Source organism: Agromyces rhizosphaerae, assembly GCF_027925245.1.
Classification (GTDB): Bacteria; Actinomycetota; Actinomycetes; order Actinomycetales; family Microbacteriaceae; genus Agromyces; species Agromyces rhizosphaerae.
Genome location: NZ_BSDP01000001.1, coordinates 2,996,583 through 3,009,043, shown reverse-complemented (window position 1 = coordinate 3,009,043; position 12,461 = coordinate 2,996,583). Strand labels below are relative to the sequence as shown.

Here is a 12,461-nt window from a genome sequence, read left to right as displayed (position 1 = left end):
CGGGGTCAGTCGGCGATCCGGGTGAAGTACTTGCGGATGGTCGGGACGCCGTCGGGGTCGACGACCGTCGAGAGCACGGAGCCGTCGTCCAGCAGCCGGCGGAGCATCACGTACTGCGGCGTGCCGTCGAGGTTGCGGCTGATGCGGTAGTGGGTGCGCTCGTCGACGTACACCTGCTTGACCCAGGCGATGGGCTCGCCGAGCGTGGTGCCGGCCTTCAGCGTGGCGTTCGGCTGCAGGAGCGGGTGGTCCGCGGGTCCGTCGATGTCGACGACCGCGTAGGGAACCCAGTCGGACTGGCTGAACGCGCAGGTGTAGCCGAGGTACATCGTGAGGTCGTCGGCGGGCTTGACGACGCCGCGGTACGTCTGGACGTCGCCGTCGTGGCGCATCTCGATGTCCTGGTCCTTGAGCCACTCCGGGACCCACTCGCCGGTCTCCGGGTCGCGGACCTGCGAGCGTTCGAGGTCGATGGCCCACTTGCCTTCGAAGCCGGTCAGGTCGAGGACTTCGTTCATCTCGCGCGCTCCCTTGCTGCGGATCGGATCAGGTCTCGATCGGCGCAGCGGGCCGTGCGCGGACACCGTTCGCGTCGGGGTCGATTCCCCGTTGCGCTGGTGCCGAACGCCCGGGCGCCGATGCCCGATGAGACGAGAGTAGGAAGCAAAACCGGACGGTGTCAAGTATTTTTTCGGAATCGATTCTGGTTCTCGAATGCGCCGGATCAGCGCAGAAGCAGGGGTGTACGCTGAATGCGAGACGGCGCTCTGGTACGCTCGCCCGACGCGCGGCGGCGCGGACGCGCCCATCGCAAGCGCGGGTTTGGCATGATGGCGACGTGAGCATCTCGAGTCCCCAACGGCTCGGGGATCGATTCCCCTCGGCATCGCAGCCGACGACCCCCGCCCAGCACCGTCGCTACGACCGCCTCGTCGTGGCGGCAAGGGCGATGCTCGAGTCCGGCGGCGACGAGGCACTCCAGATGAAGGAGCTGTCGACCCGTGCGGATGTCGCGCTGTCGACCGTGTACCGCTACTTCCCGTCCAAGCAGTGGCTGATCCTGGCGGTGGCCGTCCACCGGCGGCGCGAGCTCGCGTCGGATCCGTCCCGCCCGACGTTCCGGGACGGACCGGCCTCCGAGCGCGCCGCCGGATGGCTCCTCGAGAACTTCCGGCGCGAGCTCGCCGAACCGCTCTTCTTCGACGCGGTGCGACGCGCCGGGTACACCGCGGGCCGGGAGACCCGAGGCGTCATCGAGCAGCTGCGCGACGGCTTCCTCCGGCACCTCATCGAGGACGCCGGGCCGTTCGCCGCCGAGCAGATCCCCCTGCTCGACCTCATCGTCGAGGTCGCCGACCAGGTCTCGTCGCGGTCGGGAGCCGGGCTCATCACGCCGCGCGAGGCGCGGTTCCGGCTGCTCGCCGTCTGCGCCCTCCTGGATCTGGGGTCGGAGGCGATCGACGGCCTGGCGACCGCCGCGGTGACCTCCGGCTAGGACTCGACCAGGACCGGTGCCAACTCGGTGCCGGGCGGGTACCGGAAGTCGAAGATCACGGCTCCGGATGCCGCCAGTGCCGCCCGTTCCTCGTCGACGTGCGCGATGACCATGCGCGACTGGGGATGCCCGTGATCGTCGACCTCCATGCTGAGCCCTCGGCCGTCGAGCCGCGGATCGCGCAGGACCACGTCCATCGCGCCGTGGTGGGCGCGGAAGGCGACGGCTCCCGCGTAGCCGCCCCCCGCGCCGACGGCCGGGAAGCGGAACCGGCCGTCGCCGTCACGCGCGGCCGGGGCGATGACCTCCACCTCGCCGAGCGCCTCGACGTACTCGACGAAGGACGACTTGACGCCCCAGACCAGTGCACCCGTCATGGGAGGACCAGGACCGGCTTGATCGCGGTGCCCGCGTGGGCATCCTGTTCCGCACGGTCGATCTCGGCGAACGGATAGGTCGTGATGAGCCGATCGAACGGGAAGTCGCCCGCCCGCCACTGCCCGATCAGGTACGGGATGAACTCCTGGGGGTCGGCGGCGCCCTCGAGCACGTACGAGATCGTCTTGCCGGTGAGCTGGGTGGGATGGACGGCCAACCCGGCCTCGCTCGCGGCGACGAGCACGACCTGGCCGCCCGGCCCGACCGACTCGATCGCCGCCTCCATGACGGCGCCGACGCCGGTCGTGTCGAGCGCGAAGTCGAGCCCGGTCCCGTCGCCGACGATCTTGTCGACGAGCCGTCGGTCGTCGCCGCGCACCACCCGCGTGGCGCCGAGCTCGAGCGCGAGGTCGAGCCGCGACTCGTGCAGGTCGACTGCGACGATGTCACCGGCGCCCGCGAGCTTCGCGGCGAGGACGGCGGCGAGGCCGACCGCGCCCGCACCGAAGACGACGATCGACTGGCCCGGCTGCACGCCCATCGCCCGGAGCACGGTGCCGGCCCCGGTCTGGATGCCGCAGCCGAGCGGGGCGGCGGCGGCGAGGTCGACATCCGCATCGACCACGACGACGTTGCGCTGGTCGACGATCGAGTGGGCGGCGAACGAGGACTGCCCGAACCAGCGGTTGGCGACCTCCGCGCCGTCCGCGTCGGTCGCGGACGTGGTGCCGTCCATGTTCCGCGCCGACATGTTGAGCGCGGTGAACAGCACGCAGTACGACGGCGTACCCGCCAGGCACTGCGCGCAGGCGCCGCACGAGGCGAACGAGAGGACGACCGGATCGCCGACCTGCACGCGGTCGACCTCGGCGCCGATCGCCTCGACCGTGCCGGCGCCCTCGTGGCCGAGGATCGCGGGCAGCACGTACGAGGCCATGCCGCGAGCGACGGCGTCGGTGTGACAGAAGCCGACTCCCGCGAGCCGCACCAGCACGTCGGTCGGGCCGAGTTCGGCGAGCGTCACCTCCTCGACGGAGAACGGCGCTTCCGGGTCGCGGAGGACGGCGGCGGTGGTGGTCGTGGTGGGCATGGTCACTCCTTCGTGACGAGTTGGGGCTGGACGAGATCGAGGACGGCGGCGCGGCCCGCGCGCCGGGAGATGAGGCCGCGGAGCTTCATGATCTTGCGCGGCTCGTCGAGGGTGGCCGCGCCGACCACCCGGTCGTCGTCGATGAAGACGGCGACGAAGCGGTCATCGCCGGGCGCACCGCTGACGTACTCGACCTCACCCGCGGCGATGCCGACGAACTGGATCCTCCGCTCGTACCAGTCGGACCAGAAGTACGGCACCGTCTCGAAGGGCAGCGCACGATCCGGGTCTGCTGCGTTGGCGCCGGCGCGCATGCCCTGGTCCGAGGCGTTCGTCCAGTTCTCCAGCCGCATGGTGCGGCCGTAGACGGCGTTCGGCCAGTGCACGATGTCCCCCGCCGCCCAGACATCGGGCAGCGAGGTGCGCAACGTCGCATCGCAGCGGACGCCGCCGTCGCGCTCGTCGAGCACGATGCCGGATCCGTCCAGCCAGCTCGTGGCGGGGCTCGCGCCGATGCCGATGACGACCACGTCGGCGGGAATCGTCTCGCCCGTCGACAGCTCGACCGAGGCGAGGCGTCCGTCGATGCCGTGGAACGCCGAGATCGTCGTCGAGAGCCGGAGCGGCGTGCCCGCCCGGGGATGGAGTTCGGCCAGGGCCGCGCCGACCACGTCGCCGACCGCGCGGACGAGCGGCACGGGAGCACCCTCGACGACCGTCGCGTGCGCGCCGAGCTTGCGCGCCGTCGATGCGATCTCGGACCCGATGAACCCTGCACCGAGCACGATGACGTGCGAACCCGGCCGGATGCGCCGCCGCAGGTCGTCGGAGTCCTCCAGGTTCCGAAGGGTCACGATGCCGTCGAGGTCCGGTACTCCCGGCAGCATGCGCGGGGACGCGCCGGTCGCCAGGATGAGCCGGTCGTAGGCCAGCTCACCGGCATCCGTCTCCAGCACATGGTCGCCCGGACGCAGTCCGGTCGCGGCGACGCCGAGCCGGAGATCGACGCCGAGGCCGTCCCGGATCTCCTCCTCCGTCTTGTAGAAGTCGACCTCGGCTTCGCCGACCAGGTACCGCTTCGACAGCGGCGGACGGTCGTACGGGAGCGCGGGCTCGCGCCCGACGAGGACGATCTCGCCCTCGAACCCGGTGCGGCGCGCCGCCTCGACGGCGCGCAGGCCGGCGAGCGAGGCGCCGACCACGACGAGGCGCGTCATCAGCTCGCCGGAACGAGCCTCAGCGCGGACGCCGGGCAGGAGAGGACGATGTTCTCGAACTCGGCCTTCTCGGCCTCGGCGACGGAGTCGTCGTGGACGACGAGCGTGCCGTCGTCGCCCACCTCGAAGCGGTCGTCGCGCATCGACTCGCAGATGCCGATGCCGGTGCACCGGTCGCGGTCGACCTCGATGCGGAATGCAGTCATGGTGTTCGCCTTTCTCGTTGCGAATCAGCGGATGGTCACGGGAAGCGTCTTGACCCCGTTGATGAAGTCGTTGACGAGGTACGTGGGCTCGCCGAGCTCGATGTCCGGCAGCTTGGTGAGGATGTTCCGCATGAGGGCGCGCAGCTGCGCCTTGGCGACGCCGTTGCCGAGGCAGTAGTGCACGCCGCCGCCGCCGAACCCGAGGTGCGGGTTGCGCGGACGCGACAGGTCGAACTTCCACGGGTCGTCGAACAGCCGGTCGTCGCGGTTGCCCGAGCAGTAGAAGATGCCGACCTTGTCGCCCTCGAGGATCTGCTGGCCGCCGAACTCGATGTCCTGCGTCGCGGTGCGGGCGAACTGGATCACCGGGCTCGCCCAGCGCACCATCTCCTCGACCGCGCCGCTGATGCGCGCGTCGTAGTCCTCGAGCAGCCATGCACGCTGCTCGGGGTGCTGCGCGAGCTGCATGACCGACCACGTCGTGGTCTGCTTCGTGGTGTCGTTGCCCGCGGTCGAGAGCAGCAGCATGACCATCGTGATGTCGCTGATGTCGAGCCTGCGCCCGTTCACCTCGGCCTGCACGAGCGCCGTCATGATGTCGTCCGTGGGGCGCTTCTCGCGCTCCTGGGCCATCTCGGTGCCGAGCATCGCATAGAAGCCGAACGCCTCGCCGACGACGGCCATCCGCTCCTCCTCGGTCTCCCCCGCATCCGGGTCCTGCAGGGCGAGGAGCTTGTCGCCGTTCTGGCGGAACGCCTCCATGTACTCCTCCGGCACGCCGAGCAGGTCGGCGACGGTGAGCATCGGGAGACGCGAGGAGACCTCCTCGACGAACTCGATGTCGCCCGCACCCACCACCCGGTCGACGATCTGCGCGGCCCTGGCCTCGATCTTCTCGCTGAGGCGCGCGATGGCCTTCGGCGTGAAGTACGAGCTCATGACCTTGCGGTAGGCCGTGTGCTCCGGCGGATCCTGGTCGAGGAAGGCGGCGGCGACGCTCATCTCCGGGCGCGACGGGTGCAGCATCGTGTGCCCCTTCGCCGACGAGAACAGCTCGTGGTGCTGGCTCACGTAGGTGATGTCCTCGGCGCGGACGACCGCCCAGAAGCCGGCCTGCTCGTGGTCCTCCGGTGTGAGGTCGAGGTCCTCCATCGGGCGGTGCCAACTGACGGGCGCCTCCGTGCGGAGTCGCCGGAACGACTCGTCGCGCTCCTGGAAGGTCTTCGACCAGAAGGACAGCGACGAGATGTCGACGTCGGTGGTGGTCGGGTGGTGGTGCTGGAAGAGTCCGACTGGCATGGTGTTCGTCTTTCGTTCGGGGTCGGTCGTCGGTGTCGGTGGGAGCGGCGGCTACACGCTGCGCAGCCGCTTCACCACCTTCGGCGTGTAGGGCGGCTCGGTGAGCTTCACGAAGTTCGGTCCCTTCGCCTTGCGGAGCACCGAACGGTTGTGGCTGAAGATCTCGATCGTCTTCTCGCCGTGGTACGAGCCCATCCCCGAGGCGCCGACGCCGCCGAACGGCAGCGAGTCCACGCCCAGCTGGATCATCGACGCGTTGATCGCGACCGAGCCCGAGGAGGTGCGCTCGAGGAACGCCTCGACCGGGGCATCCGCCTCGGAGAAGACGTACATGGCGAGCGGCTTGTCGCCCGCGTTGACCTGCTCGATGGCCTCGTCGACCCCGGCGACGGGCACGATCGGCAGCACGGGCCCGAAGATCTCCTGCTGCATCACCGGGTCGGTCGCGGCCACGTCCCGGAGGATCGTCGGGGCCACGTACCGCTCCTCCGGCTCGACCTCCCCGCCGAGCGCGACGTCGGCCCCGGCGATCAGGCCGGCGAGTCGATCGGTGTGTCGGCGGTTGACGATGCGGCCGTAGTCGGGGCTGCGACGCGGATCAGCGCCGTAGAACCGCTCGATCTCGGCCGTGAGCGCCGCGATGAGCCTCGGCTGCACCTCAGGGGTCGTCATGACGTAGTCCGGGGCGACGCAGGTCTGGCCGGTGTTCAGGAACTTGCCCCAGGTGAGCCAGTTCGCCGTGTCCTCGAGGTTCGCCGACGGATCGACCCAGACCGGCGACTTGCCGCCCAGTTCGAGGGTGACCGGGGTGAGGTGCTTCGACGCGGCCTCCATGACGATGCGTCCCACCACGCCGTTGCCCGTGTAGAAGACGTGGTCCCACTTCATGGCGAGGAGTTCGGTGGTCTCGGGGACTCCGCCCTCGACCACCGCGATCGCTCGCGGGTCGAGGTACCGGGGCACCAGCTCGGCGAGCACGGCCGAGGTCGCCGGCGCGAGCTCGCTGGGCTTCAGCACGACGGCGTCGCCCGCGGCGATCGCCCCGACCGCCGGCATGAACAGCAGGTCGACCGGGTAGTTCCACGGGGCGATGATGAGGACGGTGCCGAGCGGCTCGCGCTGGATGAAGCCCTTCGACCAGAGGAACGGGATGAAGGGCACCTTCCGACGCCTCGTCCACTTCGCGAGGTGCTTGCGCATGATCCCGATCTCGGTCAGCACGGGGCCGAGCTCGGTCATGTAGCCCTCGACGGGCGGCTTGCCGAGGTCGGCGAAGATCGCCTGCTCGAGCTCGTCGTGGTGCTCGCGGAGCATCCGCTCCACCGCGTCGAGCTGGCGTCGCCGCCACTCGAGCGGGCGGGTGATGCCGGAGGCGAATCCGGCGCGCACCCTGGCGACGCGATCGGCGATCGCCGACGACGCCCCGGTGGGCTGGCTCATGAGTTCTGTGGTCATCGCATCGTCTTCCTCGACGTGGCTTCCATCGGTGGCCTGAAGCGGCTACGCGCTGCGCAGCTGCTTCTCCTTCTTGGGCGTGAACGGCGGGTGGCTGAACTTCACGAGGTTCGGCAGCCAGGTCACCTTGCGGACGACCGAGCGGTCGTGGCTGAACACGCGCACGCTCTCCTCGCCGTGGTAGGCGCCCATGCCGCTGGCACCCACGCCGCCGAACGGCAGCGTCGAGATGCCGTTCTGGATGAGGTTGGCGTTGATCGCCACGGACCCGGACGAGGTCCTGGCCAGGAACGCCTCGATCGGCGCGTCGTCACCCGAGTACAGGTACATCGCGAGCGGCTTGTCGCCCGCGTTGACGTGCGCGATCGCCGCATCGACGTCCGCGACCGGGACGATCGGCAGGATCGGACCGAAGATCTCCTCCTGCATCGCCGGGTCGCCGGCGCCGACGTCCTGGAGCACGGTCGGCGCGACGTAGCGGCTGCCGGGGTCGACCTCGCCGCCGATCGCCGCGTTCGAGCCCGCGATGAGGCCGGCGAGGCGGTTCGCGTGCCGTTCGTTGACGATGCGCCCGTAGTCGGGGCTCCGTCGCGGGTCGTCCCCGTACAGTGCGGCGATCTCCTCGCGCAGCACGGCGATGAGCTTCGGCTGCACCTCCGGCGTCGTCAGCACGTAGTCGGGCGCGACGCAGGTCTGCCCGGTGTTCAGGAACTTTCCCCACGCCAGCCAGTTGGCCGTCTCGGCGATGTCTGCCGACGGGTCGACCCACACCGGCGACTTGCCCCCGAGCTCCAGGGTCACCGGAGTGAGGTGCTCCGCGGCCGCCCGCAGCACGATGCGGCCGACGGTGCCGTTGCCCGTGTAGAAGACGTGGTCCCACGGCAGCGAGAGCAGCTCGGTGGTCTCCGGGATGCCGCCGCCGATGATCGTGATCGCACGCGTGTCGAGGTACTTCGGCACGAGCTCCTCGAGCACGGCGCTCGTGGCGGGGGCGACCTCGCTCGGCTTCATGACCACGGCGTCGCCCGCCGCGAGCGCGCCGACCACCGGCATCAGCAGGAGGTGGACGGGGTAGTTCCAGGGCGCGATCACCAGCACCGTGCCCAGGGGCTCCCGCTGGATGAACCCGTTCGACATGACGGTCGGCACGAAGGGGATCTTCCGCCGCTTCGTCCACTTCGCGAGGTGCTTCAGCGTCAGTGCGATCTCGGTCTTCACCGAGCCGATCTCGGTCATGTAGCCCTCGACCGGCGGCTTGCCCAGGTCGGCCAGCACGGCCTGCTCGATGGCGGGGCCGTTCTCGACGAGCATCCGCCTCATCGCCTCGAGCTGCTCGCGTCGCCACTCGAGCGGGCGGGTGATGCCGGAGTCGAAGCCGGCTCTGACCACCGCGACCTGCTCGGCGATGGTTGCCCCGGCATCCGTCGCCGAGGCGGTGGATGCGGTCGCGACCGTGGTGTCGACCATGTTCGGTCCTCCCCTGTCCGGGCCCGCGCTCAGGCGCGGGTTCCCGTGACCTTCTGCGCGGGGAAGACGCCGGGCTTCACGGTGCCGCTCATCTCGTCGCCCTCGACGAGGAGGTTCCACGACATGTGGAGCTTCATCGGCTTGTCGGTGTCGTTCTCGAAGGTGACGCCGTCGTCGCCGTCGAAGGCGATGACGGGGATCTCGACGTCGCCGTCGGGCCCGTCGAGCACGTAGCCCTTGGGGCCCTCCTCGAGGCGGAGGGCGAACTGCTGCGGCCCGGTCGGGGCCTTGACGGTCAGGTTCCAGGTGCCGATCTGCGTGGACATCGTCGTCTCTGCTTTCTGTTGGTGTTTCGGTGTGCGGTGGGAATGGTCAGGCGTGCTGCGGGGACTTGAGCGTCTCGGGGTGGGCGGCGAGGTACTCCGCGCGGACCTTGCGGGCGCTGTCGATGAGCCGCTGGCCGTCCGGACCCCAGAGGGTGCGGATCCACTTGCGCTCGAACCGGGGGCGCTGCATGAACCAGGCGACGGGCACGAAGAGCTTGGCGACGATCGCCGCCCACGTCGCCTTCGCGGGGCTCAGCCCGTGGGCGAGCCGGTACGGGCGGGGCAGTGCGCCGAGCATCGGCAGCTCCATGCCGAGGATCGCGACGAAGATGACCTTGAGCGCCTTGCTCTGCGTCTTGTCCCAGTTCTTCTTGCCGACGCGGGCGGAGACGTCGAGGATGCTCTCGCCCGTGTCGAGCTGGTTCTGCACCGTCTCGCTGTGCGCGAAGAACTCGGCGTACTTCGCGTAGAGCGCGTCGAGCTCGGCCATCGAGTGCGGCACCTCGTCGGGGTCCGCGCCGTGCAGGATCGCGTAGTTCGCCGACTCGTCCATGAACTTGTCGCGCTTCCAGGCCGGCAGGCGTTTGGGGGCGCGCCAGCCGTTCCAGGCGAACGCCTCGTAGGCGCAGAGCATCGGATGCATCTCGGTGTACGTCGCCCACAGCGTCTCGCGCGTGCTGACCGCGTCGTATCCGCCCAGCTCCGGCCGGCCGGAGTCGATGACGTCGCCCTTCAGCGGCGTGTGGATCTTGTGCAGCCACGACGCCATGTGCTCGGCGGTCGCGGTGTCGCCGAGCCACAGCGGCACGTGCATGCCGGCGCCGCGGGTCACGCGCTCCATCGCGTCGAAGAGGGTGAAGACGCCCGCACGGGCCTTCTTGTTCAGCGGCTCGTAGTCGCGTACGGCGGCCTGGATCGGCAGGTAGACGTCCTGCGCGAGCTTCTGCGCCGCGTGATGGAAGATCACCATCGCCGGGTGGGTGAAGACCTCCCACACCACGGTGTCGGGGCCGAACACGCCGTAGTCCGGGGTGCCGTCGGCCTTCGTGGTCTCGCCCGCCGCGACCGGGACGTAGCCCCGCCGCCAGCGTCGCTCGTCACCCTGGACGTCCGCGTCGGTGATCGGCTTCGGCGCCGGCTCCTCGTGCGTCTCGGTGATGTCGTAGATGGTTCCCATGGTCATGCTCCTTCGTTGGATCGGACCGTGCCGGCAATTCTGGAAAGAGAATAACAGGACACTGTCCGGTTTTGTGCATCGTGTCGTCGGCCCGTGCAGATCGCAACCGCCTGAAGGCCGGATGGGACCACCGGGGGCCGTGCCGCGGGCGTGCTCACAGCCCGAGCCCGCCCCTGGGGCCGTCGACGAGGTGCTCCCACTCGATCCAGCCGACGCCCTCGCGGCCGTCGGTCGTCGAGAACGTCGCCAGCGCGCGGATGAAGTGCGCGACGCGCCCGTCGTCGGCGGTGAGCAGGAGCGACCCGTAGGCCTGAGGTCGCACCTTGACCACGAGGTCCTCCGCGTCGACCTTCACGATCGCCTTCGTGAGCCGGCCGGTCTCGCCGACCTCGATCGTCGAGCCGCCCGCGCTCAGCTCGGCGATGCGGTCCCCCTTCTGGACGTACCCGAACGCGAGACCGGGCGTCTCCTCGACGGTCACCGCATGCACCTTCGTGCCGTCGTCGAGCCGGAACGCGCTCCACATCCAGGCGTTGCCCCACCAGTCGCGGATGCCCCAGGAGTGGTCGCGCTGCCCGTCGCCGGCGAAGTCGAACTCCTCGCCGTCGATCGTGATCGTGCCGGTCACCCGGCAGGGGATCTCGTAGCGGGTCGCCCGTCGCCAGCGGTAGTCGATGCCGTCGCGCTCCCAGGTCAGCCGGAGCGACACCTGGGTCGCGACCCCCGCCTCGCCCCGCAGGATCGCGACGTCGTCCGCGTAGGTCGTGGCCTCGCCCTCGAACGCCACCGTGAAGCGCTCGATCGGCTCCGCGATGTCGATCTCGAGGGTGTAGCTCGGCGCACGCACCCCCAGCCGGACACCATCGTCTGCCCACTCCGGCAACGGCGCCTCCGCGTCAGACAGGATCACCGGCGCCTGCCCGGGTCGCACGATCGCGAGCGACACGAGTGATCGACCGAGGTTCCGGGTGTCGCCGATGCGGGCGTACACGCCGATCCGCTGGTCGTCGCTGACCGCGTCGGCGTAGTAGCTCTCGCTCCACAGCTTCGGCGGCTCGGTGTCGTGCGCACCCTCGTCGACCGGGTCGACCCGCAGCGCCGTCCGCTCCTCCACCTCGGGGAGGAACTCGAGCGAACCGAGGTCGATCGCCTGCTGGCACGCGGAGATCGTCCATTCGACGAAGACCTCCTGGATGCGCTCGCTGTTCTCGACGAAGACCGCGGAGACGAGCGGCATGGCGATGCCCCAGAACACCTGGCGCCGATACCCCTCCCAGGCCTCGTCCCAGCCGAAGTCCGCCACGCCGTGCGCGACCAGTGCCTCGTGGTAGGTGCGCACCAGGCGCTCCTCCTCGGCGCGACGAGTCTCGACGGGCAGGCTGCTGCCGAGGAAGTAGGCCACGTCGGTCATGACGCTCCCCCACTGCACGGTCTGCCAGTCGACGAGGACGGCGCCGTGGTGCCCGCCGAACAGGACGTTGTCGAGGCGGGCGTCCGCGTGCACGACGCCGAACGGCGCGCGCCGGTCCGCGTTGTACGCATCGGCGGCGAGGGCGTACCGCTCGAGCACGTCGATGTGCTCGGTATCGAGCCGATGCCCGAACCGCTCCGAGAACGTCGTCACGCACCCGCTCAGCAGGTCGGTGCTCATGAAGTTCTCGGGCGCACCGGCGAACGGGGGCAGTTCGGCCAGGTCGTCGCGCCCCACGACGGGCGCGTGCACGGCAGCGAGCATCCGCATGACCTCGGCCGCCTGCTCGACCGTCGCGCCGACCGCCTGGTCGCCCGCGACGACGTCGACGACGTCCTCCATCACGAGGGTGAACCACCCCTCGACCGGATCGAAGGCGCTGAAGTGCGCGGTCGGCAGCGGGCCCGCGATGTGCTCGCGGATGTGCTCGTAGAAGCGCACCTCCTGCCGGTACGCGCCCATCATGAGCCCGACGTTCCGCGTCGACTCGTCTTCGGAGGCGAGCTTGACGATCGTCGTACCCGAGCGCGACCCCGCGTACGTCACGCGGAGCGTCAGGGCCATCGCCCCGGCGCCGATCCCCCGGACCTCCTCGATGCGGAGGCCGGGCGTGTCCAGCACCCGCGAGAGCCAGTCGTCGGTGATCTCGGAGCGCTCGCGGATGAGCAGGGACTCGTCGATTGCAGCAACCATGCGTGCAGACCTTTCGTCGGGATCGCGCCATTGCGGTCCGACTCGTCGGGTGGGCGTCGTCGCACACCCCGAGGCGGTGCACCTAGATAACAGGACATCGTCCGGTAATGCAATACCGGACCGCGTCCGGGCGCGGCGAAGGGCCGGCCGGTCGGGTCAGGTCAGGCCCGAGCGGCCGCGATCGCGC

At 70.0% G+C, this 12,461-nt stretch carries 12 protein-coding genes; 1 reads left to right on the top strand and 11 read right to left on the bottom strand.

Annotated features, from left to right (window positions below):
- Positions 1–5: 5 nt before the first annotated feature.
- Positions 6–518 (bottom strand): hypothetical protein, encoded by a 513-nt coding sequence (locus tag QMG39_RS14215; RefSeq protein WP_281886102.1) that lies wholly within the window; start codon positions 516–518, stop codon positions 6–8.
- Between the two features lie 158 nt (positions 519–676).
- On the opposite strand from QMG39_RS14215, the gene QMG39_RS14210 reads away from it, so the two are divergent.
- Positions 677–1,495, top strand: coding sequence for a TetR/AcrR family transcriptional regulator (locus QMG39_RS14210; RefSeq protein ID WP_309298782.1), 819 nt, complete (start codon positions 677–679; stop codon positions 1,493–1,495).
- On the opposite strand, the gene QMG39_RS14205 is transcribed toward QMG39_RS14210, so the two are convergent.
- From QMG39_RS14205 to QMG39_RS14160, 10 genes are all read right to left on the bottom strand, one after another.
- Positions 1,492–1,872 (bottom strand): HtaA domain-containing protein, encoded by a 381-nt coding sequence (locus QMG39_RS14205; protein ID WP_281886100.1) that lies wholly within the window; start codon positions 1,870–1,872, stop codon positions 1,492–1,494. The two genes, QMG39_RS14210 and QMG39_RS14205, sit on opposite strands and share 4 nt — an antisense overlap.
- On the bottom strand, positions 1,869–2,963 hold the full coding sequence (locus tag QMG39_RS14200; protein ID WP_281886098.1) for an NAD(P)-dependent alcohol dehydrogenase: 1,095 nt from the start codon (positions 2,961–2,963) through the stop codon (positions 1,869–1,871). Before QMG39_RS14200 ends, QMG39_RS14205 begins: the two co-directional genes overlap by 4 nt.
- 2 nt (positions 2,964–2,965) lie before the next feature.
- Positions 2,966–4,180: an NAD(P)/FAD-dependent oxidoreductase gene (locus tag QMG39_RS14195; protein ID WP_281886096.1), complete on the bottom strand. Its 1,215-nt coding sequence runs from the start codon at positions 4,178–4,180 to the stop codon at positions 2,966–2,968.
- Entirely contained in the window at positions 4,180–4,386 is a 207-nt protein-coding gene (locus tag QMG39_RS14190) for a ferredoxin (RefSeq protein WP_281886094.1), read from the bottom strand. The genes QMG39_RS14195 and QMG39_RS14190 overlap by 1 nt, the downstream gene beginning before the upstream one ends.
- Positions 4,387–4,410: 24 nt before the next feature.
- Positions 4,411–5,685, bottom strand: a complete 1,275-nt coding sequence (locus QMG39_RS14185) for a cytochrome P450 (RefSeq protein ID WP_281886092.1) — start codon at positions 5,683–5,685, stop codon at positions 4,411–4,413.
- Positions 5,686–5,736: 51 nt separating this feature from the next.
- Positions 5,737–7,140 (bottom strand): aldehyde dehydrogenase family protein, encoded by a 1,404-nt coding sequence (locus tag QMG39_RS14180; protein ID WP_281886090.1) that lies wholly within the window; start codon positions 7,138–7,140, stop codon positions 5,737–5,739.
- 45 nt (positions 7,141–7,185) lie between these two features.
- Positions 7,186–8,607: an aldehyde dehydrogenase family protein gene (locus QMG39_RS14175; protein WP_281886087.1), complete on the bottom strand. Its 1,422-nt coding sequence runs from the start codon at positions 8,605–8,607 to the stop codon at positions 7,186–7,188.
- A gap of 29 nt (positions 8,608–8,636) precedes the next feature.
- The gene (locus tag QMG39_RS14170; RefSeq protein ID WP_281886085.1) at positions 8,637–8,933 is read right to left on the bottom strand and encodes a hypothetical protein; all 297 of its coding nucleotides are present in this window, start codon (positions 8,931–8,933) and stop codon (positions 8,637–8,639) included.
- Positions 8,934–8,979: 46 nt separating this feature from the next.
- Positions 8,980–10,116: an oxygenase MpaB family protein gene (locus QMG39_RS14165; RefSeq protein ID WP_281886083.1), complete on the bottom strand. Its 1,137-nt coding sequence runs from the start codon at positions 10,114–10,116 to the stop codon at positions 8,980–8,982.
- Between the two features lie 148 nt (positions 10,117–10,264).
- Positions 10,265–12,274, bottom strand: a complete 2,010-nt coding sequence (locus tag QMG39_RS14160) for a DUF7064 domain-containing protein (RefSeq protein ID WP_281886081.1) — start codon at positions 12,272–12,274, stop codon at positions 10,265–10,267.
- Between the last annotated feature and the right edge of the window lie 187 nt (positions 12,275–12,461).